24 protein-coding genes and 1 tRNA gene are annotated in these 26201 nt (G+C 50.3%); 11 read left to right on the top strand and 14 right to left on the bottom strand.

The genetic code is table 11. The features are described from left to right. The first annotated feature begins 9 nt into the window (after positions 1-9). From AC534G_RS04040 to hemW, 4 genes are read left to right on the top strand one after another with little or no spacing between them, the layout of a single operon-like run. Complete coding sequence (locus AC534G_RS04040) at positions 10-576, top strand: YggT family protein (RefSeq protein WP_038633609.1); 567 nt, start codon at positions 10-12, stop codon at positions 574-576. Then, positions 573-863 (top strand): DUF167 family protein YggU, encoded by a 291-nt coding sequence (yggU, locus tag AC534G_RS04035; RefSeq protein WP_003027101.1) that lies wholly within the window; start codon positions 573-575, stop codon positions 861-863. The genes AC534G_RS04040 and yggU overlap by 4 nt, the downstream gene beginning before the upstream one ends. 7 nt (positions 864-870) lie before the next feature. Further along, entirely contained in the window at positions 871-1464 is a 594-nt protein-coding gene (locus AC534G_RS04030) for an XTP/dITP diphosphatase (protein ID WP_038633614.1), read from the top strand. After that, entirely contained in the window at positions 1457-2593 is a 1137-nt protein-coding gene (hemW, locus tag AC534G_RS04025; RefSeq protein ID WP_110496880.1) for a radical SAM family heme chaperone HemW, read from the top strand. The genes AC534G_RS04030 and hemW overlap by 8 nt, the downstream gene beginning before the upstream one ends. A gap of 116 nt (positions 2594-2709) precedes the next feature. Here the strand turns inward: hemW and ansB are convergent, their stop codons facing one another. From ansB to trmB, 4 genes are all read right to left on the bottom strand, one after another. Beyond that, positions 2710-3756, bottom strand: coding sequence for an L-asparaginase 2 (gene ansB / locus AC534G_RS04020; protein ID WP_038633619.1), 1047 nt, complete (start codon positions 3754-3756; stop codon positions 2710-2712). Positions 3757-3944: 188 nt separating this feature from the next. After that, entirely contained in the window at positions 3945-4664 is a 720-nt protein-coding gene (locus AC534G_RS04015; protein WP_038633622.1) for a YggN family protein, read from the bottom strand. A 49-nt stretch (positions 4665-4713) separates the two neighbouring features. Next, a complete protein-coding gene (locus tag AC534G_RS04010) occupies positions 4714-5040 on the bottom strand; it encodes a YggL family protein (protein ID WP_038633626.1) in 327 nt (108 codons plus the stop codon). Next, positions 5040-5759, bottom strand: a complete 720-nt coding sequence (gene trmB / locus AC534G_RS04005; protein WP_038633629.1) for a tRNA (guanosine(46)-N7)-methyltransferase TrmB — start codon at positions 5757-5759, stop codon at positions 5040-5042. Before trmB ends, AC534G_RS04010 begins: the two co-directional genes overlap by 1 nt. 161 nt (positions 5760-5920) lie before the next feature. On the opposite strand from trmB, the gene mutY reads away from it, so the two are divergent. From mutY to AC534G_RS03985, 4 genes are all read left to right on the top strand, one after another. Continuing rightward, the gene (gene mutY, locus AC534G_RS04000) at positions 5921-6973 is read left to right on the top strand and encodes an A/G-specific adenine glycosylase (protein ID WP_110496878.1); all 1053 of its coding nucleotides are present in this window, start codon (positions 5921-5923) and stop codon (positions 6971-6973) included. Positions 6974-7000: 27 nt separating this feature from the next. Then, positions 7001-7270, top strand: coding sequence for an oxidative damage protection protein (locus AC534G_RS03995; RefSeq protein WP_003027126.1), 270 nt, complete (start codon positions 7001-7003; stop codon positions 7268-7270). An 86-nt stretch (positions 7271-7356) separates the two neighbouring features. Continuing rightward, the gene (mltC, locus tag AC534G_RS03990; RefSeq protein WP_129694833.1) at positions 7357-8442 is read left to right on the top strand and encodes a membrane-bound lytic murein transglycosylase MltC; all 1086 of its coding nucleotides are present in this window, start codon (positions 7357-7359) and stop codon (positions 8440-8442) included. Between the two features lie 210 nt (positions 8443-8652). Next, positions 8653-9909 carry a nucleoside permease gene (locus AC534G_RS03985; protein ID WP_110496876.1) on the top strand — a complete coding sequence of 419 codons (1257 nt, stop codon included), beginning with the start codon at positions 8653-8655 and terminating at the stop codon, positions 9907-9909. 56 nt (positions 9910-9965) lie between these two features. Here the strand turns inward: AC534G_RS03985 and AC534G_RS03980 are convergent, their stop codons facing one another. Continuing rightward, on the bottom strand, positions 9966-12101 hold the full coding sequence (locus AC534G_RS03980) for an ornithine decarboxylase (protein ID WP_110496874.1): 2136 nt from the start codon (positions 12099-12101) through the stop codon (positions 9966-9968). A 467-nt stretch (positions 12102-12568) separates the two neighbouring features. Here AC534G_RS03980 and AC534G_RS03975 point away from each other — a divergent pair, with 467 nt between their 5' ends. Next, the gene (locus AC534G_RS03975) at positions 12569-13276 is read left to right on the top strand and encodes a DUF554 domain-containing protein (RefSeq protein WP_110496872.1); all 708 of its coding nucleotides are present in this window, start codon (positions 12569-12571) and stop codon (positions 13274-13276) included. Between the two features lie 105 nt (positions 13277-13381). Beyond that, positions 13382-13457: transfer RNA gene (locus AC534G_RS03970), tRNA-Phe, on the top strand. 594 nt (positions 13458-14051) lie between these two features. On the opposite strand, the gene AC534G_RS03965 is transcribed toward AC534G_RS03970, so the two are convergent. After that, entirely contained in the window at positions 14052-14342 is a 291-nt protein-coding gene (locus AC534G_RS03965; RefSeq protein ID WP_370606899.1) for a hypothetical protein, read from the bottom strand. Between the two features lie 37 nt (positions 14343-14379). On the opposite strand from AC534G_RS03965, the gene AC534G_RS03960 reads away from it, so the two are divergent. Further along, a protein-coding gene (locus tag AC534G_RS03960; RefSeq protein WP_096755719.1) for an IS3 family transposase occupies positions 14380-15527 on the top strand; the annotation gives its coding sequence in 2 pieces (ribosomal slippage) (positions 14380-14617 and positions 14617-15527; 1149 coding nt in all). Positions 15528-15701: 174 nt separating this feature from the next. Here AC534G_RS03960 and AC534G_RS03955 read toward each other — a convergent pair. The 8 genes from AC534G_RS03955 to tssD form a co-directional block, all read right to left on the bottom strand. Continuing rightward, positions 15702-16019 carry a hypothetical protein gene (locus tag AC534G_RS03955; protein WP_199981236.1) on the bottom strand — a complete coding sequence of 106 codons (318 nt, stop codon included), beginning with the start codon at positions 16017-16019 and terminating at the stop codon, positions 15702-15704. A gap of 38 nt (positions 16020-16057) precedes the next feature. Next, positions 16058-16939: a formylglycine-generating enzyme family protein gene (locus AC534G_RS03950; protein ID WP_110496846.1), complete on the bottom strand. Its 882-nt coding sequence runs from the start codon at positions 16937-16939 to the stop codon at positions 16058-16060. 14 nt (positions 16940-16953) lie between these two features. Further along, the gene (locus AC534G_RS03945; RefSeq protein ID WP_496594502.1) at positions 16954-19233 is read right to left on the bottom strand and encodes a hypothetical protein; all 2280 of its coding nucleotides are present in this window, start codon (positions 19231-19233) and stop codon (positions 16954-16956) included. Positions 19234-19261: 28 nt separating this feature from the next. Continuing rightward, positions 19262-21772 (bottom strand): type VI secretion system Vgr family protein, encoded by a 2511-nt coding sequence (locus AC534G_RS03940; protein WP_110496844.1) that lies wholly within the window; start codon positions 21770-21772, stop codon positions 19262-19264. A gap of 53 nt (positions 21773-21825) precedes the next feature. Further along, the gene (locus AC534G_RS03935; RefSeq protein WP_162620710.1) at positions 21826-22227 is read right to left on the bottom strand and encodes a hypothetical protein; all 402 of its coding nucleotides are present in this window, start codon (positions 22225-22227) and stop codon (positions 21826-21828) included. A 6-nt stretch (positions 22228-22233) separates the two neighbouring features. After that, positions 22234-22926 (bottom strand): hypothetical protein, encoded by a 693-nt coding sequence (locus tag AC534G_RS03930; protein ID WP_110496840.1) that lies wholly within the window; start codon positions 22924-22926, stop codon positions 22234-22236. Further along, the gene (gene tssH / locus AC534G_RS03925) at positions 22919-25543 is read right to left on the bottom strand and encodes a type VI secretion system ATPase TssH (protein ID WP_110496838.1); all 2625 of its coding nucleotides are present in this window, start codon (positions 25541-25543) and stop codon (positions 22919-22921) included. The genes AC534G_RS03930 and tssH overlap by 8 nt, the downstream gene beginning before the upstream one ends. A gap of 160 nt (positions 25544-25703) precedes the next feature. Continuing rightward, positions 25704-26195 carry a type VI secretion system tube protein TssD gene (gene tssD, locus AC534G_RS03920; RefSeq protein WP_003024437.1) on the bottom strand — a complete coding sequence of 164 codons (492 nt, stop codon included), beginning with the start codon at positions 26193-26195 and terminating at the stop codon, positions 25704-25706. Between the last annotated feature and the right edge of the window lie 6 nt (positions 26196-26201).

Raw genomic sequence — 26201 nt, 5'->3', positions numbered from 1 at the left:
AGGAACACCATGAATACGTTGACCTTCCTGCTCTCAACGGTAATTGAGCTGTATACCATGGCGCTGCTGCTACGCGTGTGGATGCAATGGTCTCGCTGCGATTTTTACAACCCGTTCTCGCAGTTTATAGTGAAAATCACTCAGCCTGTTATTGGGCCGTTACGCCGTGTGATTCCCCCGATGGGGCCGATTGACAGCGCCTCGGCATTAGTGGCGCTCGTTCTCAGCTTTATCAAAGCCATCGTGCTGTTTAAGGTGGTCACGTTCCAGCCGATCATCTGGATCGCCGCCGTACTGATTGTCCTCAAGACCATCGGACTGCTGATTTTCTGGGTACTGCTGGTGATGGCGATTATGAGCTGGGTCAGTCAGGGCCGCAGCCCTGTGGAATATGTGTTGATCCAACTGGCGGACCCACTGCTGCGCCCTATCCGTCGTATCCTCCCGGGCATGGGCGGCATCGATTTCTCGCCGATGATTCTGGTTCTGCTGCTCTATGTGATTAACATGGGTATCGCGGAAGTGTTACAGGCGACAGGCAATATGCTGCTGCCGGGGCTGTGGATGGCGCTATGAGTGCCGTTACACCCTGCGACGACGGTCTGGTTTTACGGCTCTACATTCAGCCTAAAGCCAGCCGTGACAGTATTGTGGGTTTGCATGGCGACGAAGTAAAAGTCGCCATTACCGCCCCGCCGGTGGATGGGCAAGCGAACAGCCATCTGGTGAAATTTCTCGGCAAACAGTTCCGTGTGGCAAAAAGCCAGGTCGTTATTGAGAAGGGCGAGCTTGGCCGTCACAAACAGGTTAAAATCATTCATCCGCAACAGATCCCGCCCGAAATTGCGGCACTAACTGATTAGGTATCCCATGCAAAAAGTTGTCCTCGCGACCGGCAATGCCGGTAAAGTGCGTGAACTCGCCTCTCTTCTGAGTGATTTCGGACTTGATGTCGTTGCCCAAACGGATCTGGGTGTTGATTCTGCAGAAGAGACCGGGCTGACGTTTATTGAGAATGCCATTCTGAAGGCGCGTCATGCCGCGCAAATTACCGGACTGCCGGCCATTGCTGATGACTCTGGTCTGGCGGTGAACGCCCTGGGCGGCGCGCCGGGCATCTATTCGGCCCGTTATTCCGGCGAAGATGCGACCGACAGGCAGAACCTGGAAAAACTGCTTCACACCCTGCAGGATGTTCCTGATGACAAGCGCCAGGCACAGTTCCACTGCGTGCTGGTCTATATGCGCCACGCAGACGATCCAACGCCGGTAGTGTGCCACGGAAGCTGGCCGGGTATTATTACCCGTGAACCTGCCGGAAACGGTGGCTTTGGCTACGACCCGATCTTCTTTGTGCCGACTGAAGGGAAAACGGCGGCTGAACTGACCCGGGAAGAGAAAAGTGCGATTTCTCACCGCGGACAGGCGTTGAAGCTGCTGCTGGATGCCCTGCGTAATGGTTAAGCTTCCGCCGCTAAGTCTTTATATTCACATCCCGTGGTGCGTGCAAAAATGTCCGTACTGCGACTTTAACTCGCATGCACTGAAGGGCGATGTTCCTCATGACGACTATGTGCAGCATCTGTTGAGCGATCTGGATACTGAGGTTGCCCACGCCCAGGAACGTGAAGTAAAGACAATTTTTATCGGTGGCGGTACGCCGAGCCTGCTTTCTGGCCCGGCAATGCAAACACTGCTCGACGGCGTGCGCGCACGCCTGAAGCTGGCCGCGGATGCAGAAATCACGATGGAGGCGAATCCCGGTACGGTGGAAGCCGATCGCTTTGTTGATTATCAACGCGCTGGCGTAAACCGAATCTCCATTGGCGTACAGAGCTTTAGCGCCGCCAAACTTGAGCGCCTGGGGCGTATTCACGGACCGGAAGAAGCCAAACGTGCCGCGAATCTGGCGAGCGGTCTGGGGCTACGTAGCTTTAATCTCGATCTGATGCACGGCCTGCCGGATCAGACTCTGGAAGAGGCGTTGGGCGATTTGCAACAGGCCATCGCGCTCAACCCGCCGCATCTCTCCTGGTATCAGCTGACTATCGAACCCAACACGCTATTTGGTTCACGTCCGCCGGTATTACCGGACGATGACGCGCTGTGGGATATTTTTGAGCAAGGCCACCAGTTGCTGACTGCAGCGGGGTATCAACAGTACGAAACCTCAGCCTATGCGAAACCGGGCTATCAGTGTCAGCACAATCTCAATTACTGGCGTTTTGGCGACTATCTTGGCATTGGCTGCGGCGCGCACGGCAAAATCACTTTCCCGGACGGACGCATCCTGCGCACCACCAAAACGCGGCATCCACGCGGATACATGCAAGGACGTTACCTGGAAAGCCAGCGTGATGTCGCCGAAGCCGACAAGCCGTTCGAGTTCTTTATGAACCGTTTCCGGTTACTGGAGGCCGCGCCGCGTGCAGAATTCACGCAATACACCGGGCTTGCCGAAGACGTTATTCGTCGACAGATTGATGCAGCTATCGCCCAGGGTTACCTGAGTGAATGCGATGAATACTGGCAGATTACCCAACACGGTAAGCTGTTTTTGAATTCGCTGCTGGAGCTGTTTCTGGCGGAGTAATACGGTAACGATGTAGGCCGGATAAGGCCTTGAGCCGCCATCCGGCAAATTGCCTGATGGCGCTGCGCTTATCAGCCCTACAGGGTTAGGGCGATAAGCGCAGCCACCTGCATCGATTAATACTGATTAAACATTTCCTGGATCTGCTTAGGATCCTTGGTTTGCGTCAGCGCAAGCTGCAGCAGAACACGCGCTTTTTGCGGGTTCAGAGAACCTGAAGCCACAAAGCCGTATTTCGCATCATCAACTTCAGCATCCTGCGTAGTGGAGCCGGTTGGTACACGGGAGGAACGCACCACGACGGTACCTTTATGCGCGGCAGTGGCCAGCGTATCGAATACCGTTTTATACAAGTTGCCGTTACCTACACCCGCACTGACGATACCCGCATAACCCGCGTCGACCAGTGCTTTGGCTGGCAGATCCGAGGCGTTAGCGTAGTTGTAAACAATCCCCACTTTCGGCAGTTCGGTCAGCTTAGACACATCGAACGGAGTAGACGTGGTGTGCTTACGCGCAGGCGTACGCTGGTAGTCAATCTTGCCGTTATGGATGTAGCCCAGCGGGCCATAGTTAACGGATTTGAAGGTGGCTACATCGGTAGTGTTGGTTTTGGTCACGTCGCGACCATCCATCACGGTGTCGTTCATCACCACCAGCACGCCACGGTTGGCAGAGGCTTTGTCTGCAGCCGTCACCACTGCGTTATACAGGTTGAACGGGCCATCGGCGCTCATCCCTGTAGACGGACGCATTGCACCCACCAGCACTACCGGCTTGTTGCACTTGACGGTCAGGTCGAGGAAATAGGCGGTTTCTTCCATGGTATCCGTACCATGCGTCACCACAAAACCATCGGTTTTATCACACTCGGTGTTAATCTTTTTCGCCAGCGTTAACCAGACGTCGTCATTCATATCCTGAGAGCCGATGTTCACCACCTGCTCGCCTTTAACAACCGCGATGTCTTTCAACTGAGGTACGGCTTCAACCAGATTCTCTACGCCTACCTTGCCTGCCGTGTAGTTAGATTTTGTCGCGGAATCACCACCGCCGGCAATGGTCCCGCCGGTTGCTAAAATAGTGATGTTTGGCAGTGCAAGCGCCGCGCCGCTGAAACCCATAACCAGTGCGGCAAGTGCCGTTTTCTTGAAAAACTCCATGTTATTTCTCCAGTTACTTGAATTTGCAGCATTATGTCTATCTTACAGATGAATAATGTGACGGCATCCAATTAACCAGATTTATATCTCCATCAAATTGCCATTCTTAGAGATGGATATCAAAAAAACAGAAAGATACAAAATAAAACGGCACAGAATGTTTCTGTGCCGTTAAAAAGAGGTGAAAATTATTTCAACGTGCTAACCAGCGTTTTACGATCGTTTTCCAGCGTCACGACGCGGGCGCAAACATCTTTGCCAAACTGCTGGAAGTCTTGTTCCTGATTCTTCCATTCGTTCTGAATTGACGTTTGCAAACCACCGAGGCTCCCGAGCACGCCCTGCAGCGGGTTACCGCCGCCTTTGAGCACAGCTTTGGCGCCCATCTCGTTGATGCTGTCCTGCAAAATGCCGCCCATCGCCTGATTCACTAATTGCTGCCCGTCGGCGCGGACCTGGTCAATCGCCTTATAGTGGAAGGTCAGCCCATCAGTACGATGTTCGATGATGCGGTTCATCTGCGCTTTCAATTGCGCATCCAGCTTGGTTAAGCGGCCACGCATGTTGCTGCTTTCACCGACCTCTTTGGCGATGATTTTGTCCAGCGCCACGCGACCTTTCTCTACGCGCGCTCTGGCACCTTCGTCAATCCACGGCAGGCTGCTACGCAACGCGGCCTGATAATCTTTAGCCTGCTCACGCTGTGCGGCGTTCAGGTTGTACTGCTTACCGTTAAAGGTGACATCGCCGGCCTGGGTAATAACCAAATCGCCGTTTTCGCCTTTCACCTGCACCGTTTGTGGGTTCAAAATCACATCGTCACGTGGGGTGACGCTGCACTGATAATCGGCATGTGCGGCCATCGCCGTGAACGTTAGGACTGCCGCCAGCAGCGTTTTGCGCATCATATCTTTCCCTCAATACAAATCGGGCCGGCATTTGCCGACCCTGTGCTACTTAGTCCCACCAAATATCGAAAAGTTCGCTGGTGCGCACTTCTTCAAGTTTATGCTCTTCCAGCCACTTACGGACGATTGCCTGATGTTCTTCGGTGCATTTGCCGATTTCCTGCAGACAGATCAGACCTTCCCAGGCCAGATAGCCGCTGCCGTCAAAGGCCAGTTTGTTAGGTTCGATAACCTCATCGATAAAGTCATCAACGATTTTATCAACCTGCTCTCCAGATGTACCTTCCGGGAAACGCCATGCAACCGAAAATCCTATTTCCTGGAATTCGTCGATGTGCATTTTTTTACGCAGACGACGGCTACGGTTCTTTGCCATTATTTCACCCTCTCGAACATTAAGTCCCATACGCCGTGGCCAAGACGATGACCACGTTGTTCAAATTTGGTTACCGGGCGCGATTGTGGGCGCGGTACATAATCGTTACTCTCTGACTGGTTTTTATACCCGTCGATAGAGGACATCACTTCCAGCATGTGCTCCGCATACGCTTCCCAGTCGGTTGCCATATGGAACACGCCGCCCAGCTTCAGCTTACTTAAGATATGCTCAGCAAACGGTACCTGAACGATACGGCGTTTATTATGACGTGCTTTATGCCACGGGTCAGGGAAAAACAGCTGAACCATAGATAAAGAATTGTCAGGAATCATTTTATGCAGGACTTCAACGGCATCATGGCACATGACACGCAAGTTCTCGACGCCCTCTTCATGGGCTGAAGCCAGACACGCGCCAACGCCCGGCGAGTGAACCTCGATGCCGAGGAAATTCTGTTCGGGACGCGCTTTCGCCATCGCCACCAGCGAAGCCCCCATCCCAAAACCAATTTCAAGCGTGACTGGCGCATCGCGACCAAACAGTGCAGCGAAATCTACAGGCTCTTCGCTGAACTCAACGCCCATCACCGGCCAGTAGTTTTCCAGCGCGTGTTCCTGCCCTTTCGTCAGTCGCCCCTGGCGACGAACAAAACTACGAATCCGGCGCAGAGGGCGGCCGTTTTCATCAAATTCCGGTGAAATGACGTCGTTCTTCATAAAAGTTTAGTCTGCTGTGTTTGAGTTCTGAAAACGGGCATTATCCAAAGTTAGTTGCCGGATGCAAGTAAAGGAAGAAAGTGAGCAGCTGAAAGTTCCGGTTTACACCCCGTTGCCGCTGTGCTGCAATCTTGCCCCCGGCAATTAATGAAACGGTAATCATGCAAGCCTCTCAATTTTCAGCTCAGGTTTTGAGCTGGTACGACAAATACGGGCGCAAGACGCTGCCCTGGCAAATTGACAAGACGCCTTACAAAGTATGGCTCTCTGAGGTGATGCTGCAACAAACTCAGGTTGCCACCGTTATCCCCTATTTTGAGCGCTTTATGACGCGCTTCCCGACGGTAACGGATTTGGCCCATGCGCCGCTGGATGAAGTCCTGCATTTATGGACCGGGCTGGGCTATTACGCCCGTGCGCGCAATTTACATAAAGCCGCGCAGCAGGTTGTGGCGCTGCATGGCGGTACTTTTCCGCAAACCTTTGATGAGGTCGCCGCCCTGCCAGGCGTTGGACGCTCGACCGCAGGCGCGATCCTTTCACTCTCTCTGGGTCAGCATTTTCCGATTCTTGACGGTAACGTCAAACGCGTGCTGGCTCGCTGTTATGCTGTAAGCGGCTGGCCGGGGAAAAAAGAGGTCGAAAAGAAACTGTGGGAGCTGAGCGAGCAGGTTACGCCTGCCCACGGCGTTGAGCGTTTTAACCAGGCGATGATGGATTTAGGCGCTATGGTTTGTACACGTTCAAAGCCTAAATGTTCGCTGTGTCCGTTAGAAAATGGCTGTGTAGCGGCCGCCAATGCAAGCTGGGCGCTGTATCCTGGTAAAAAACCCAAACAGACGTTACCGGAACGTACGGGCTATTTTTTACTGCTGCAGCATGATGACGAGGTGTTGCTATCGCAGCGTCCGCCCAGTGGCTTATGGGGTGGTTTATACTGTTTTCCGCAGTTTGACGACGAAGATGGGCTGCGTAAGTGGCTGGCGCAACGGCAAATTAACACAGATAATCTGATCCAACTTAATGCGTTTCGCCATACCTTTAGCCATTTCCACTTAGATATTGTGCCTATGTGGCTTCCCGTGTCTTCATGCACCTCATGCATGGATGAAGGCAACGCGCTCTGGTATAACTTAGCGCAACCGCCATCTGTTGGGCTGGCGGCTCCCGTGGAGCGTTTGTTACAGCAATTACGTGCCGGTACACAGGTTTAACGTAGCGGTCGAAAGAGAGGATTTTTTATGAGCAGAACGATTTTTTGCACTTTCCTGCAACGCGAAGCAGAAGGTCAGGATTTTCAGCTGTACCCAGGCGATCTGGGAAAACGCATTTATAACGAGATTTCTAAAGAAGCCTGGGCGCAATGGCAGCACAAGCAAACCATGCTGATTAACGAGAAGAAACTCAATATGATGAACGTCGAGCACCGTAAACTGCTGGAGCAGGAGATGATCAACTTCCTGTTTGAGGGTAAGGACGTGCATATTGAAGGCTATACACCAGAGTCATAAGAACCGTTGCCGGATGGCGCTGCGCTTATCCGGCTGACGATTTAATCTGGTCCTTGCATATAACAAACACAACACGCACTCCCGGAATGATGAAAAAATATCTCGCGCTTGCCGTTATTGCGCCGTTGCTCATCTCCTGTTCCAGTTCGACCAAAAAAGGCGATTCCTATAACGAAGCCTGGGTCAAGGATACCAACGGTTTTGATATTCTGATGGGGCAATTTGCCCATAACATTGAGAATCTGTGGGGATTTAAGGAAGTGCTGATTGCGGGTCCGAAGGACTATGTAAAGTATACCGATCAGTACCAAACCCGCAGCCACATCAACTTTGATGACGGTACGATAACCGTCGAGACCATTGCCGGAACAGATCCTGCCGGGCACCTGCGTCGGGCGATTATCAAGACGTTGCTGATGGGCGATGATCCGGGTTCTATCGATCTCTATTCCGATGTCGACGACATTAAGATTTCCAAAGAGCCGTTCCTGTACGGACAGGTGGTCGATAATACCGGCCAGCCAATTCGTTGGGAGGGACGTGCCACCAACTTTGCCAACTACCTGCTGCAAACGCGACTTAAAAGCCGCAGCAATGGCCTGCGTATCATTTATAGCGTAACGATCAATCTGGTACCAAACCACCTTGATAAGCGCGCGCATAAATACATCGGCATGGTGCGTCAGGCATCGCGTAAGTATGGCGTTGACGAATCGCTGATTCTGGCCATTATGCAAACCGAATCCTCGTTTAACCCGTATGCGGTCAGCCATGCCGATGCGCTGGGACTGATGCAGGTGGTACAACACAGCGCCGGGAAAGATGTGTTCCGCTCGCAAGGGCGCTCAGGCACACCTAGCCGCAGCTTCCTGTTTGACCCGGCCAGCAACATTGATACCGGCACGGCTTATCTGGCCATGCTCAACAATGTCTATTTGGGCGGCATTGATAATCCAACCTCGCGTCGCTATGCGGTGATCACCGCGTATAACGGCGGTGCCGGCAGCGTGCTGCGCGTGTTCTCGAATGATAAAATTCAGGCCGCGAATATCATTAACAGCATGTCCCCTGGGGACGTTTATCAAATCCTGACCACCCGACACCCATCAGCTGAATCACGCCGATACCTTTACAAGGTCAATTCCGCACAAAAATCATATCGACGCCGCTAATGTATCCCTCTTCTGTCCCCTTAAACGAGGTTCAGAAGAGGGAAAAGTGTTAACTCCATCACTCTTTTACCTTGCAATTAGAAATTGTTTGCAAATATTTGTCACAGGTAACAAAAAAAGAGTGCTGCTCGTTGATAGAATCACATCATATAGCCACGGCAAATGTGCCTTTTAAAACATTCATCCGCATTACGGTGTGAGGAAATTAACATGAATCTTAAGCTGCAGCTGAAAGTTCTCTCGTTTCTGCAGTTCTGCTTATGGGGTAGTTGGCTGACTACTCTCGGCTCCTATATGTTTGTCACCCTTAAATTCGATGGTGCATCCATTGGCGCGGTGTATAGCTCGCTGGGGATCGCCGCCGTGTTTATGCCGACGCTGTTAGGGATCGTGGCCGACAAATGGGTCAGTGCGAAATGGGTATACACCATTTGTCACCTGGTCGGTGCCGCAACGCTGTTCGCCGCAGCCGAAGTCACCACGCCAGGCGCCATGTTCTTTGTGATTTTGCTTAACTCGCTGGCCTATATGCCAACGCTGGGGCTCATCAACACCATCTCCTACTATCGTCTGCAATCAGCCGGGATGGATATCGTTACCGATTTCCCGCCAATTCGTATCTGGGGCACCATCGGTTTTATCATGGCAATGTGGGGCGTAAGCTTCTCCGGCTTTGAACTGAGCCATATGCAGCTGTATATCGGTGCGACGTTGTCTGTGGTACTGGCGCTGTTCACCCTGACGCTGCCGCATATTCCGATCGCCAATCAGCAGAAAAACCAGAGCTGGTCGTCTATGCTGGGTCTGGATGCCTTTGCGCTGTTTAAAAACAAGCGCATGGCGATTTTCTTCATCTTCTCAATGATGCTGGGCGCAGAGCTGCAGATTACCAATATGTTTGGTAATACCTTCCTGCACAGCTTCGACAACAACCCGCTGTTCTCTGGTAGCTTTATCGTTGAACACGCATCGGTGATGATGTCGATTTCACAGATTTCTGAGACCCTGTTTATCCTGACCATCCCGTTCTTCTTAAGCCGTTACGGTATTAAGAACGTGATGCTGATCAGTATCGTCGCGTGGATGCTGCGCTTCGGTCTGTTTGCCTACGGCGATCCGACGCCGTTCGGTACCGTACTGCTGGTTCTGTCGATGATTGTTTACGGCTGCGCCTTCGACTTCTTCAACATCTCTGGCTCCGTGTTCGTGGAGAAAGAAGTTCGCCCTGAAATTCGTGCCAGCGCACAGGGTATGTTCCTGATGATGACCAACGGCTTCGGTTGTATTCTGGGCGGTCTGGTGAGCGGCAAAGTGGTTGAACACTACACGCTGAACGGTATTACCGACTGGCAGACCGTGTGGCTAATCTTCGCAGGTTACTCGCTGGTTCTGGCATTTGCCTTCGTTGCGCTGTTTAAATACAAACACGTGCGCGTTCCGGCAGGCACGCAGACCATCGCACACTAATCTTTATAATGAAAGAAGGTCACCATCAGGTGACCTTCTTTTTGGCCAGATGGCGCTTATTTCACAACATATCCATACAGACGCTTAATACCGTCTGCATCCGTCTCACTGTAAACGCCTTGCAGCTCCGGCGAGAAGCCAGGCAGCAGGTTTACACCCTCTTCCAGCGCCAGGAAGTATTGTTGCACCGCCCCGCACCAGACTTCGCCAGGCACCACGCACAGCACGCCCGGAGGATAAGGCAGCGCACCTTCCGCCGCAATGCGGCCAGCAGCATCACAAATACGCACCAGTTCAACATCACCACGAATAAAAGCGCTGTTGGCATCCTGCGGATTCATCGCCACGGCAGGCAGACTCTCCTGACGGAACATCGCTTTTTGCAGATCTTTCACATCAAAGCTGACGTACAGTGAGTGCATCTCCTGACACAGTTCACGCAGCGTGTAATCCCGGTAGCGCACCGGATACTTGTTGAAGATAGTGGGCAGCACTTCAGCCAGCGGCGTGTCGTTCTCAATGTGCTGTTCAAACTGCGCCAGCATCGCCACCAGTTGCGCCATTTTCTCTGCGCTTTCAGCCGGGGTCAGCAGGAACAGAATCGAGTTGAGGTCGCATTTCTCCGGCACAATGCCGTTTTCACGCAGGTAATGCGCCAGAATCGTCGCCGGAATACCAAACTCAGTATATTGCCCGGTTTGCGCATCAATGCCCGGGGTAGTTAACAACAGCTTGCAGGGATCGACAAAATACTGGTCGCGCGCGTAACCGGAAAAACCATGCCACTTCGCGCCAGGCTCAAAGCTAAAGAAGCGACGCTCGCTGGCAATCACCGCCGTCGGATAGGTTTCCCACGGTTTGCCATCAACCACCGGGGGAATAAACGGCTGAATCATCTTACAGTGAGCAATTATCGCTTTACGGGCCTCGATTCCCAGCGCCACGCACTCTGCCCATAGCCGACGACCGCTCTCGCCTTCATGAATTTTGGCGTTAACGTCCAACGCCGCAAACAGCGGGTAAAACGGACTGGTGGAAGCATGCAGCATAAACGCGTTGTTCAGCCGCTTATGCGGGCAGAACCGCGCCTGGCCGCGAATGTGGTTATCCTTTTTGTGGATCTGCGAGGTTTGCGAGAACCCAGCCTGTTGTTTGTGTACTGACTGCGTCACAAAGATCCCCGGATCGTTAGCATTAAGCTCCAACAGCAACGGTGAGCTATCGGCCATCATCGGGATAAATTGCTCGTAGCCGACCCATGCGGAATCAAACAGGATGTAATCACACAGGCTACCGATCTTGTCGATCACCTGCCGGGCGTTGTAGATCGTGCCGTCATAAGTGCCGAGTTGAATGATCGCCAGACGGAACGGACGCGGCTGGTCAGCCTTTTGTGGCGCAACTTCACGGATCTGCTGACGCAGGTACTGCTCATCAAAGCAGTGCTCATCAATGCCGCCGATAAAGCCAAACGGATTACGCGCCGCTTCCAGATAAACCGGCGTTGCGCCCGCCTGGATCAGCGCGCCGTGGTGGTTCGACTTATGGTTGTTACGGTCAAAAAGCACCAGATCCCCACGCGTCAGCAGCGCATTGGTCACCACTTTATTGGCCGCAGAGGTTCCGTTCAGCACAAAGTAGGTTTTATCCGCGTGGAAAACTTTCGCGGCAAATTTCTGCGCATGTTTCGCTGACCCTTCATGAATCAGCAGATCGCCAAGCTTAACGTCAGCGTTGCACATGTCCGCACGAAACAGATTCTCACCAAAAAATTCGTAGAAATGCCGCCCCGCAGGATGCTTCTTAAAAAACTCACCGTGTTGGTGTCCCGGGCAGGCAAACGTGCTGTTCCCCATTTCGACATACTGAGTCAGCGTGTCGTAGAACGGCGGCAGTAGATCGTCTTCATACTGACAGGCAGCAGTCTCCAGCTCCAGCCACTCCTGAGCCTGACCGCGAATGACCGCATTTACTCCCGCTGGCACCTCCGCATCGGATTCCGCGAACAGAAACACGGGTAAATGAAAACCTGTGCGTTTAAGCAAAGCAAGGATCCCGCTGCGGCTGTCCGCAACGGTAATGACGACTGCCGCAACGTCAGTAAAATCGGTACTGTCCAGCGAGACTACCTGACGATGGCTGGACAGACGAGAGACCAGTTCACCACTGGCGGCAATTTTCATTGATTTCATAAGCGCAATAACCCGTTTCGGGAAAATCAAAAGTCCCGGCAAAGCCGCACTGCTTTGCCCACGAAATGACAGGTCAAACTGGTTACCAGCCCCGACCGCCAGACATCAGTAAAAGCAGATAGCCTCTGATCTTACTGTTATCCTGCAGTGAGCGTGCGCTTACCTCACCGCATGGTGGAAGCGTGAAGATATGTTGCAGGAAGGGGCAAGCGTCGCGCAAAAAGGCGATATGGAAGGCGATGTAGGGGGAATAATTTCATCCCAGGCAGCCCCATTCAGACAGGAGAAAATTCGCGCAATCATGGCACCTTTCACTGACAGGCGCAAGATAAAATCCGGCGCTAAAACCTCACAGATAAACAAACATTTTGTCTGAAATTAGCGGCATAATAATGCAATCTGAAACATAATTTCACCCAGTCAATTGCCTTCAGGATCAAGACGATAATGGGTATGCAGGAGCAAACGTGGTAATCGGACCCTTTATTAATGGCGGCGCCATTTTATTTGGCGGCGTTTTCGGCGCACTACTTAGCCAGCATTTACCGGAGCGCATTCGGATCTCGATGACCTCCATATTCGGCCTGTGCTCTTTGGGAATTGGTATCTTGCTGGTTATCAAATGCGCCAACCTGCCGGTAATGGTTCTGGCAACGCTGGTTGGCGCGTTAATTGGCGAATTCTGTCATCTGGAGAAAGGGATTAACGCCGCCGTAGCCAAAGCACAGCAGCTTTTCACCCGTTCGGACGCCAACGCAACGCATGAATCATTTATCCAAAGTTACGTGGCCATCATCGTGCTGTTTTGCGCCAGCGGAACCGGGATCTTCGGGGCGATACATGAAGGCATGACCGGCGATCCAAATATATTAATTGCGAAATCGTTTCTTGATTTCTTCACGGCCATCATTTTTGCCTGTTCACTGGGGATCGCGGTCTCTGCCATTTGTGTGCCGATGCTGGCAATCCAGTTGACGCTGGCCGCCTGCGCGGCGCTGATTTTACCCCTGACCACGCCTGCGATGATGGCTGATTTCAGCGCTGTAGGCGGACTATTGCTGCTGGCAACCGGTTTACGTATTTGCGGCATCAAAATGTTTGCCGTTGTAAATATGCTTCCGGCCCTGCTGCTGGCAATGCCGCTTTCCGCCGCGTGGACGGCATTTTTTGCCTGAGAATGCGTGCAATAGCAGCAATGTGGTGATAGATTGTGCAGTCTGCATTGATTTGAAGAAATTTCGTTGACGAAGCGAAGCGAATCGGGTTTAATGCGCCTCGTTGCCCGGATAGCTCAGTCGGTAGAGCAGGGGATTGAAAATCCCCGTGTCCTTGGTTCGATTCCGAGTCCGGGCACCAATATTCATAAGGCCTCGCTGCAAAGCGGGGCTTTTTCCTTTTCTGGCTACGGTAGATTTCTGGTCGTTGCAACACGTTATTTGTTTGCTGGATTTCTCGCCATTTTCGCAGATGTTCGTTACTTTTAGACACCTCAACACCCTCTGATGTGCCTTCCCTCACCTCACAGCTACGGTCTTTCTACGGTCCTTTAGGGTTCCTTTCTCTAAGATTATTCATAATGAAGCAGAGAATACGGGGGAAATGGGGGATTTCATAATTTACTTTATTTAACAACAAATTACCTGCCATCATCCCCGGGGGAAGACCGGGGAGACTCCTCTTCAGGCAAGGGGGAAGAACTCAGCGTTATCAACTCCCCTTGTCAGTCGGGTGTTTCCACCATCTACTCCACCTGTAATATTCCTGTTTTTCACCTTATGATTCTTCGCATCAGCAAAATCCCCCGCTTTCCACGTCATTAAAAAATGACTCAGCCCCATCGGAATTCCTTACCTGAACATAAACTTTGAACTGTAATACTTACATTAAACAATGTGTATTACCGATTTAAAATAGACTTAATCCAGCCCCTTATAAAGGGGCTAGATTTTGTTAGAAAATAATATTACTTATATCAGAAATAGCATTCAAAGATCCTCTATAGTCGCTCCCTGTTTTAGGAAGAATGTAAGAGTATCTGGAATCACCATTATATACTATCTTCCAATGTTTACCTTCCTCAGACAACTCAAACCCAAGTTCCTTAAGCTGCCTTGACGTTGCCTTATCCATACTCCTGTAGCCATTAAGTGCTCTTTTCAAATGAGTTTGACGCGAATTTGCTTCCATGGTTTGAGGGTTGTTGGAAATTAAAGAATGAATCGCCACGGGTTTAACAGACACCTCAGAGTCATTTAAGATGGCTTAAAGAGAGGTGCCCATGAGCGGTAAGCGTTATCCCGAAGAGTTTAAAATTGAAGCAGTCAAACAGGTTGTTGATCGCGGTTATTCTGTTGCCAGCGTTGCAACACGTCTCGATATCACCACCCACAGCCTTTACGCCTGGATAAAGAAGTACGGTCCAGATTCTTCCACTAATAAAGAAGAGTCAGATGCTCAGGCCGAGATCCGCCGTCTCCAGAAAGAGCTGAAGCGGGTTACCGACGAACGGGACATATTAAAAAAAGCCGCGGCGTACTTCGCAAAGCTGTCCGACTGAGGTACGCCTTTATCCGTGACAACACCTGTTGCTGGCCTGTTCGCCTGCTCTGTCGGGTGCTGGATGTTCATCCCAGTGGTTTTTACGCCTGGCTTCAGCAGCCGCATTCACAACGCCATCAGGCAGACCTGAGGCTGACAGGGCAGATTAAACAGTTCTGGCTGGAATCGGGATGCGTCTATGGTTATCGCAAAATCCATTTGGATCTGCGGGACAGCGGGCAACAGTGCGGAGTGAACAGAGTCTGGCGACTGATGAAACGTGTCGGGATAAAGGCTCAGGTCGGATACCGGAGCCCGCGGGCACGTAAAGGCGAGGCCAGTATCGTGTCGCCCAACAGGCTCCAGCGACAGTTCAATCCGGATGCTCCGGATGAGAGTTGGGTAACGGACATAACCTACATCAGGACCCACGAAGGCTGGCTGTATCTTGCCGTGGTTGTTGATCTGTTCTCACGCAAAATTATCGGCTGGTCCATACAATCCCGGATGACAAAGGACATTGTCCTGAACGCACTGCTGATGGCTGTATGGCGGCGTAATCCCCAAAAACAGGTGCTGGTTCATTCGGATCAGGGCAGTCAGTACACAAGCCATGAGTGGCAGTCGTTCCTGAAATCACACGGCCTGGAGGGCAGCATGAGCCGTCGCGGTAACTGCCATGATAATGCGGTTGCAGAAAGCTTTTTCCAGTTGTTGAAACGTGAACGGATAAAGAAAAAAATCTACGGAACGCGGGAAGAAGCCCGCAGCGATATTTTTGATTACATCGAAATGTTTTATAACAGTAAGCGTCGGCATGGTTCTAGCGAACAGATGTCACCGACAGAATATGAAAACCAGTATTATCAACGGCTCGGAAGTGTCTAGATTATCCGTGGCGATTCAAACCAGTCTTCTTTATCCATCTTTGTTAATAATTGAGTGAATCTTTTTTGTGCTTCATTCGCCTTTTGACTGGCTTCTAAAATAAGTTCAGGAACCAAATACAATCTGGTCTCGATGGGAAGTCGTTTACGAATCCTGCGGCATGAAGAAGGGCTGTTAGGTACCTTGCACTCTTTCCATTCTGTCGTTTGGGTGGTGTTGAAAAATACGGCAATACTTCCATGATGCCAAAAACATTCCCAAAACTTTAACCCTAGCGCTTGAGGCATGAGTTCTACTGACTTTATGCAGATATTTATCATCCTGGTTCATGCTGAAGGGCAGTTTTTCCCAAATCAGCGGGCCGAAGTCCCCCATTAAAAACTCACCGCCCGTGACCGGGACCATATTATCCAGCGAGCGCTTCACCAGCACCTGCGTGAGCTGCTGGTTTTCAGCACTGGTGCTGCTATCACAACCGGTCAGCGCCAGCAAAAATATTCCCGGGGTAAGAAGTCTCAGAATATGCGCCGTCATCCGTTATTCACCACACAGCGAAAGCCAAAATTGGGAGGAAATTGGTCATCTTCTGCTTTATGCCCGTCAAAAAGTGGGGAAGGGAGGTTCGACTTACGAAACATGGTCAGGGCATACTGATAATCTCCTCCTGAATATCCCCTCATAACCTTCCTGTCGCCGGTCCCCGGTCCCTGCGGGTTATCAACCGGCGAGTGTGCATAGTAGTCCGCCGCATACCAGTCATTAGCCCATTCATCACCGCTTAGTCCCATGTCATACAATCCCAGTGGATTGGGGGGATATTTCCCGACCGGGTAAATCGATATCCCTACACCGTTCATTTTTGCTATTGCATCAAAGGTTGGGACATTGCTTCCCTCTTCTATTTTTCCGTTACTGGTGGCATAGGGCAAATACTGTCCCCGGGAGCGGGCCGCGTATTCCCACTGCGCTTCAGTGGGCAAATCCACCCGTTTACCCGACATTTTACCCAGCCACAGGCAGTAGTCTTTGGCCATCTGCCAGGGGACGCTGACGGGAACGTCATCCGCCAGTAACTTCCCATCAAAAATATAAGTAAGCTTTTTATGATAGGTGATTTTTATATACTCATTATAATCTTTATGCGTGACCTTATATTTGCCAATCATAAAGTCACTCAGCCTGACCTTATGCAGGTATTTATCATCCTGGTTCATGCTGAAGGGCAGTTTTTCCCAAATCAGCGGACCGAAGTCCCCCATTAAAAACTCACCGCCCGCGACCGGGACCATATTATCCAGCGAACGCTTCACCAGCGCCTGGGTGAGCTGCTGGGTTTCAGCACTGGTGCTGCTATCACAGCCATTACAAAAACTGATTGTTACTAATAGCGCGGCGCAGTATTGCTTATTCATTATGACATCCTTAATTAAACCGTTCTGGTCTGTCCGTCATCACTCATGGGGTCATATGTCTGTTGCTGATCAATCAACGCTAAATACTGATCCATTAATTTATCGGGAATAGGCTTGAACGGTTCCTCTGGTGAAACCCTCTCCGGAAGATTGTTATATAACTCAGGTAGCTTCTTACCGTAATGGGTAAAAAATACAGAATCATTCTCACCATCAGAGAGGAATGTAATCACTGCTTGTTCATTTTTATTACGGTCACCTTTTGTCGCCCCCGGACTTTCAGTAATATGCTGCATAACATTGTCGTAATCCGCTTTACTCTGCACCCATTTCAACGCCAGGAAGATGGCCTGCTTACGGCGTTTCATTGGCCCTAACTTCCAGGCGTTAAACGTGAGCGGGTTATTATTTTGGTTTCGCGGGTCGAGAGGGTCCGCCCAACTGATATCCATTAGCTGCGCAATCAGCGCGCCTTTGGTTTCCGGTGGCGAGTATTTAAACTGTTCCGGATTATTCAGCACACTTTCCATCAGCTTAACCCGGTTATTTTCATGCTTTAAATCATACGCTAATTGAGCAATGATATCCTTTGTCTCTTCGACCATAGCGACCGCCGCATGGACGCCACGGGCCGCCATAATTAAGGGGATCGCGCACAATGCCTGAAAGGCATCTAATTTCATCATGTCGGCTAACTTCTGATAATCAACGTTGCGCAGCATATACATAAAGCTTTTCATAAAGGCAAAATAGCAGCCGCTATCAACCTCGAACCCCAGACTCCCCTTTGCACCGGCTCCCCAGCAAAATGCCGCTTTACAAAAAATACGAAAACGCCCCTGGATGTAGGTGACATAGAAAACCGCACTTCCCCCGGCACCCGCCTGTAGCGATCCCCCCATTTCCAGCTTCGCAATTGCCGCAAATTTCCGTTCTTTAGTGACGATGGTTTTATCGTCCGTCTTCCCGACGTTAGCGGGAGGCGTGTCGTCAGGATGCGGATCGAACCATTCTATGGCGCCGCTGATATTGCCCCCGAACTGGGCACCCACAAAAGCGCCAATTTCTCCTCCGCCCTGTGCTTCAGGTGTTTCCGGAGTATGTAAATTAATCGTTCGTTTGCCCGGTAGCGGCGGCGGGGATAGCTCAGCCGGGCGGCCTTTAATTCCGTAACCTTTGCCTATTTCACCGCTCCAGTCGAGCGTTGCGCCAACCTCAACTGCCACACTGGCTCCGACACTGCCGGACAACACCATTTTCAGGGCAAAACGCAGCGCCCCCATATTACAGATACCGCCTGGCGTTTGCGGTGTATCGGCTTTCGCCGGAAACAGCAGACTAATGCCTAGCCTGTCCGGAACATATAAAGTGCTTTCTGCTTTCGCTTCACCTAACGCAAAACTGGCGTGCCCCTCTAATTTCCCTTCAACCTTACCCTTTAGTGGATTAAATTCCGCGGATACCCCTGCGCCATGGCTAAATCGCATGAGCTGGGCCTGAGCACTAATATCAACATACTGATGATAGACGGACTCATCAGCCTCCCCCCCCTTCGGCCAGGACAGCGATTTATTCATCTCTTTTGCCCAATCGCTGACAATAATGTTGCTATCTTCACAAATATCAAAATTGAACTTAACAGAAGCTTCTTTCAGCTGTTTTTTTAGTTCCTGGGGGGCTATTTTCGCCTGACGTACAGTTTTATTAACAGTTTTACCATTTTCATCTTGCACGGAAATGTTTTTGTCATGGTACTTAATAAAGCTGGCTTCACCTGTTTTTTTGTCAACATTACTAAGCTTATATCTGCGCCAACCTTCTTTGATCTTATCAGAACGAATATAAGTTTTTTTGAATCCAGTGACAGAGTTTTTGTTAAGGGGGATTAACTCCATGATGCCAATGGCACTCTCCTTCATTTTTTTATCCAAAAGTTCCCCTTCAGGGACATTGGCCGTGAGAGTCATTAATTCCTGGCGAAATGCTTTGTTGGCTTTATTGAGTGCGACGTATGCTTCTGTTATCTTACTCTGAAGTTGCCTTTCTGGTACAGTATCAGCCTGTAAAATTGCCGCATAATTGGCTTCATCAAGATCTTTCTGTGCCTTTAGCTGTTTTTCCAGTAATCCTGATAAAAAGTAATGCTCCTCCTTAATTGTTTTTTCAGCAATTGCGTCAACACAAAGTACTGTCGCGCTACCAGGGTGGAGATAAATTTCCGGTTCGTATTTACCTTTAACAACTTTTCCTGAGCCTTGCGCAGACGTTTTAGTTTTCTCTTCACCTGTTGCCATAAACACCTCCCTGTTTAAAATTAAAAAATCAAAGTAATTCGATATCTAAAGATTCAGGCTGTGCGGTATATACGGTAATGGTTTTGCCTTCAGCATCCGTTACCCCCTCATATACGTTTCCCTCTCCTGTTTTAATTCGATAAGGTACGAAAGGCATAATCTCTCCGGAATCCTCATCTTTGGCGATAAAGAAATCATTAAATCCTTTCGGTAGCTCTGGCTTTGGCAGATCATAATCAGCAGCCATTAATTTCTGCACACTGATAGATTTGAGCAGAATATTTTGCGGACACCCTATCTCCACATTTCCGCCGCTGAGTTTTATATAGGCTCCTCCGCAGTTCAGCACCAGTTCGTCGGCTGCCGTCACTAACACTTTGCCCTCCACGCTTGTGATGGTGATGTCCTTTTTCGCCACGGTATCTATCCCGTCATCCTGGGCCTGGATTTCAACCTTACCCTTTGCGGCAAATAAACGTATACCCAGCTTCAGGGCCAGCAGACTGATGGCTTCCCCCGCCACGGCAGTAAATTTCTTCATCACGCTGATATCTGTATTACCACCCGCGACCAGCCCCACGCTTTCACTGCCTGAGGACAGACGCACCGACTTCGGACTACTGATGCTTATGTGCTCCGGTGCATTGAGCACAATCCCTGGCTGAGTAAGATTGTTTAACGCTGTATTCAGTGCCTTTGCTGTATCTGAGTCTGCTGGCCACGCCTGTGCGATATCGGCGGCATTCGCCAGGGCATCACTCACAGACAGCGCCTGAACCATTTGCGCGGCAGCATTCTTCATCTCCAGCATCCTGTCCGAAGCTTCACTCTGCCTGTCCGAAGTGATAAAAACTCCTTTACCGCCGCGTACCGCCACCCAGTCGTCGGTGCGCAGCTCTGCCCCCTCTCCCCGCAGCGCACGCTGTGCATCCACGTTATGCCCCAGATTAAGCTGCGTCTTCCCGCCGTACTCGGTACTGAGCTTGACGTGCTCCTCACCCCGTTTGTCCTCCATGCGCAGCTTGTTGTTCGCGGGCGTGCGGATGACGTTACGGGTATGGTTTGCCTGTGTCACGTGGTCAGGATGCCGGGAGTCATGCAGCACATGGGCGATATAGGGCCGGTCCGGGTCACCTTCATGGAACGCCACCGCCACTTCTGTGCCCTGTATCAGCGGGAAGTGAATACCGTAGGTGTCGCCACCGTAGGGTTTGGCAAGGCGTACTGGCATACTTTCGTAGCCCTGCTGTTTCGCATCGCGGTCCGCATCAAACTTAACCCAATAAAGCCCGCTCTGGTTTAAATGAGCATATTCATCATTCTTTTTCGGGCTTGAAACACGTGCCATTAGCGTGCCGCTAATCACTGGCCGCGGTTTGAGTGGAGGTCTCCAACAGCGCGTTTCACTGTAAATGGTCGCCATCAACACCACTTGTAGCGCTTCCTTTCGGCTTGCGCTGAATGAAACCGCCGTAACCAGCAAGCTGTTACGCACACTGGCAGGAAGCGTTGGGACAGGTGTCGATTCCGTAATATTCAGGACCTGAGCCGGGCGGAGGCTCACATCGGTTGATAATCCAGTGATTGTCGCTTGTGAGGAGAGATAACGTTCATGTTCCAGTCGCGCCCAATAATTCCCTGTCTCAGGCGCCGGCGAAACCTGATCACCCGTTTCAAGATGGCGTGGGCCATAGTGGTAAACATCCCCGTAAGTCACCCCGTCACCTTCACCGTAAGTCATATCGGCTTGTGCAGAAAATAATATTTTCTGAGCCTGGCGATGGTTATAATCCCCGGCTGTAACCGATGCCTGCACCGTAGACTCTTGGAACTGAATATCCCAGACTGAGTCGACTCCATTGTCATTCATTCCGGAGGGACTATTCAGCGGTAATGTTTTACCAAACTCCCATGCGCTTTGTTTGTCAGCAAAATAGATCACCTCTGTGCCAGCATCAGGCTGAAGTCGGAAGAAGAAGAATATTCCAACTTCAGAGAGCAGGCGTTCAATAAAAACCAGATCGCTCTCCTGATACTGATTAATTTGCTCTCTTTTGGGATATTCCATTACCAAATCAAAATTATATTCCCAGTCTTTTAAACCATGCTCCTGTAAAATTTGAGTAACCACTTCAGGAACTGACATATTAATAAAGAAACGGTGTGTGCGAAATTGGTTTTTCAGCAACGCGACAAAAGGTTCAATGATTATCTGATAGATTGCCTGGTCTTTTGAACCACTGATACGATGGAAAGATGTCACAATACCATGTACGATTTTGCGGGCAGTTAACTCACTTAACTCCCCCATTCCCATGGTTAATGTCGTTGATTTTCTAAGTATTGATACGACCGCAATATCTTTATCCTGGCTGGAAAAATGTACTACGTATCGATACAGCGAACTCATTTCCTCTGTACCATTAAAGTTAATAACATCCAGTACAGACTTGCATGAAGGGATATACAATTGATAACGATTCAGCGTATTTTCAGATATAAATGACATCCCACCGCCAAGTGATTCATCCATTCCCATATATTTAACCCCTGTAAATTTATAAAGAGCCGCTTCCAGAACAAAACTTACCCTCAACGCATTGTTTTTATTAAACTGACCAAATCTTTTTTCTTGTTAGTGACAATAGAAAAAGTAAATCGATGATTATCATTTGATATCCAAAGTTCTTCTCTTCCATTATCACTATAATCATAAAGATGAAAGCCAAGACCTGTTAGATAATCACGAATAATTCCCACATCACCACCGTGAAAAATAACAATATTTGTTTCTCGTGTACTTCCATCAGGAGAAATATATTCAAAGCGATAATTATTTGATATCCTTGGAGCCTGCTTGATATCAACATCAGTATAGAAATAGTAGTCAAAAAGATCGCTTTCCCGATATTCTAATTTATCTGGCCAAGGTATTAACAGCGGTGACAAGAAAATCAAAGCAATCGTCACCAGTATTATTTTATAGTAGCTCATTATCATTCACCTCGACAAAAATGAATAATAACCGCCATCCTCGGTGATAATTTCTACCCGACCAGAAGTGAAATCACTCCACGGTTGCACCCATGTCATAAATGAAGGCAGGCGCCCTTTATAAGGTTTATGGACAGCACAGTTATCCTGGGGGTCTGGAAACAGTAATGGTAAAAATCCTTTATTCTTATAATTGCCTATCGGCCCATAAAAATCCCATCTACACAGTGCCCGCTCTTTACTGACTAAGCTCAGTCTTGACGGGTAGTCTGAGGGAAGGATTGCCCGGTAGAAGCCTAAAAGATCGGAGGTAAGATCCTCTCCGCTAAATCCACTGTCGGTATACCAACTAAAACACCAATTAGATTGCAAACGTTCAAACAAGCGCGCCGTCATCATCATCATAGCTAACGCAACGCTGTTTTTCTCACATGTAGATAAACCTTGTTTGATACGCCACTTAACAAACTTTCCTGTACCAAACTGGCGATGATATACAAACATCTTTTGGCTATAGGTGACGTCATAATAACCATCACGACTTGATTCACCTCGTTTTATATCTAACAGTAGGTTTTTAATATCACTTCCCTGTGCATGGCCTATATCTATCCATCCCAATATTTCGCTGTAAACAAGCCCTGTTTTACGATCCAAGGTCCACTCGGAAGGTTCAATAATATCGTCACGTTTACTCATCATTAAACTCCAGCATCATTCCCTCTTCATCATTCCAACTTAGAGTGAGTTGCTGAGGTTTTTGCTGCCGGGAAAGATACGTTAACAACTGCTGACTGAGCACAGGTAAGATTTGTTGATTCAGCAGACTATCAATATTCCTCGCTCCCGTATCCGGTAGCAGGCAAGCGGCGGTCAGGGCATCAAAAAGGTTCTCGGATATTATTGTGGTGATGCCGTAGTGACGCAGTAATCGCTGGCTAACCTGCTCCAGTTTCATCTGTACAATCGTACGTAACGCAGATTCACTGAGCGGATGGTAGATAATTGTCTGGAAGCGGGCCAGCAGCGCCGGCTGGAAATGATCGCGCAACAGTGGGCGCAGCAGTTCGTGCAACTCTGACTCTGTGGTTCCCGGTTGCTCTTCCAGCAGTTGCATCACTGCGTCGCCGCCAAGATTGGAAGTCATCAAAATAACGGTATTGCGAAAATCAATTTCACGACCTTCGCCGTCACGCATGAAACCACGGTCAAATACCTGGTAAAACAGGTTCATGACGTCGCGATGCGCTTTTTCTACTTCATCCAGTAGTACTACGCTATAGGGGCGTTTTCGCACCGCTTCGGTCAGGATCCCTCCCTGTCCATAACCCACGTATCCCGGAGGTGAGCCCTTTAGCTGGCTCACAGTATGCGGCTCCTGATACTCAGACAGATTAATCGTGATTAGCGATTTTTCACCGCCAAAGAGAATGTCAGCCAGGGCCAGCGCAGTCTCTGTTTTGCCGGTTCCGCTTGGCCCGGTAAGCAAAAACACGCCCTGTGGGCCGTTTTCCGGCGTAAGCCCTGTTTTTGATGCTCGCAACCGCTGTGCGATTGTATTCAGCGCATAATTCTGCCCGATAACGCGGTTTCCCATCTGGGTTTCAAGCGTCAGTAAAGCCGCCTGGGAATCCTTCATTAATGAAGACAAAGGTACACCGGTCCAGTCGGCGATCACCGTAGCAACGGTACGTGCGTCTACATCCGGAAACAGTAACGGATGGCCCTGCTGAAGCACACTAAGCTGCTGCTGCAATTCAACCGTTTCCGCCTGACGAGAAATATCACGGCGGGCGGCCAGCAGTTGCTCAGTGAGCGTTAATTCCTGGCCGTACTGGGTTTCGCGTTCATCCAGTTCGACAAGCAGACGATTTTCCCGCTGTTCAATACTGGCCAGCCTTTCACCATGCTGGCCATTTCCTACCGCGAGGTCTGCAAGCAATGCCTGCTTTTCAATTTCAAGCGCGGTGATCTCCGACTTCAAACGCGTCAAAGGTTCAGGAACGGTATCAAGGCTCATCCGCACTCTTGCACCTGCGGTATCCAACAGGTCGACGGCTTTGTCGGGTAATTGCCGCCCGGTAAGATAGCGGCGAGAGAGCGTAACGGCGGCTTTAACCGCTTCGTCGGTGATGTGAACGCCATGATGTTCTGCATAGCGTGATTTCAGACCACGCAGCATTAAACAGGCAGTGTCATCATCCGGCTCATCAACTTTAACCATCTGAAAACGCCGCTCCAGCGCAGCATCACGCTCAAAATACTGTTTATATTCGCTCCATGTGGTCGCCGCGATGGTTCGTAGTTCACCTCTGGCCAGAGCGGGTTTTAGCAGGTTGGCTGCGTCTGCGCCCCCCGCCTGATTACCAGCCCCGATGATGGTATGGGCTTCATCGATAAAGAGCAGAACAGGCGTTGGCGATTGCTGAACGGCGTCAATGATATTTTTTAACCGCTGCTCAAACTCACCTTTCACTCCAGCACCGGCTTGTAACAGCCCAAGATCCAGCGTGCGTAGCGTTACTGATTTCAGGCTATCTGGCACATTACCTTCAGCAATACGCAGCGCCAGTCCCTCCACCAGAGCGGTCTTGCCGACGCCAGGTTCCCCGACCAGTATGGGATTATTTTTTCGCCGACGGGACAGCACATCCACCATTTGCCGGATTTCATTATCGCGACCAAATATCGGGTCGATATCGCCTGCACGCGCTTTCGCGGTCACGTCCAGCGTAAATTTCTCGAGCACGCCTTGTAATGCTGGCGACAACGTCGACTGAGCAAGGCCTGGACGCACTTCGTCATCTGGGGAAACCTGCGTCAGAGCGGCTTCTTGCTGCCTTTCCGGACGTTCATCCGACTGGACATTTAATAGCGGCAGAAGCCGTTCCAGTTGAATATGTCCGGCGCTCAAAAGAGGCCACAGGCCGTCACACTGCAATAGTGAAGGCTTTCCTACCAGCGCCATCAGCAGATGTACGCCACGTATCTGCGAATTTTCATCCGTTGCGGCACACAGCCACGCTTGTTGCATTAAAGAAAGGAGCGCATCAGACAACTGCGGGCGACTTTTCACGGAACGAGGCTGAACATCCAGATGCGCCAGCAGTGACTGCCAGAGATTGTCGATATCCCATTCATAACGACGAGCAATGACCGTAATATCGCCCTCTCCCTGCTCCAGCAGCTTTAGTAACCAGTGTTCGGGCGTGATTTCTGCATGCGCGCGCGTCTGGCATAACGATGCCGCTGCTTCAAGCGCCTGAGCACAATAGGGGTTGAGACGTCGTAATAACACTGCTGACTGGTGTTCCATTTGCTTCCTGACTCCCTGTATTCAGGCACGCTACCGCCCGTGGCCGTAATCCAATGCCCATAAGGTAATAGTGATGTTGATACTCTCTGCTGAACCCCGCCCGGGACGCTCAGCAGAGGGCATAAAAAAACGGATGAGAAAATCCTCATCCGTTAGTGCATTACGCGGTGGTACGCTCGTTCCAGGCGTCAGAATGGATGATGTTGCCATCCTTATAGGTCCAGACGATCTTCTCGTAGCGCAGTTCAATCTGTTCCAGGTGGTTATGCTTCTCTTTAGCGGGATCTTTAATGTCGTACATCACCGGGTTTACTTTCACCACTTTCACGTTGTGCAGTGTGGTGTTGAAGTATTCCACTTCCTGACCCGCATCATTGATGCGATACCATTTGAACTCTGCCTGACGCAGGGTCTGACCGGTGGTTACAGCCTTGTACAGATACGGGCTGGAGGCATCGATTTCCTTAGTGAAAAGGAACGGGGTATGGATGCGCGTCCCGGTCAACTTACCGGTGTTGTTATCCGTAGGGATGTACAGATTATGTTCCTGGGCCACGACTTCGATACTGCCCACACGGTCTTTCACATCAACAGAGCCTTTAATATCCGCGCCGCCGTCGTCTTTCAGCCAAAGGTAGACTGGAATTGCCATAACTCT

Source organism: Citrobacter sp. CRE-46 (assembly GCF_059615875.1).
The sequence above is the reverse complement of the archived record's forward strand: the minus strand, read 5'-3'. Positions and strand labels throughout refer to the sequence as shown.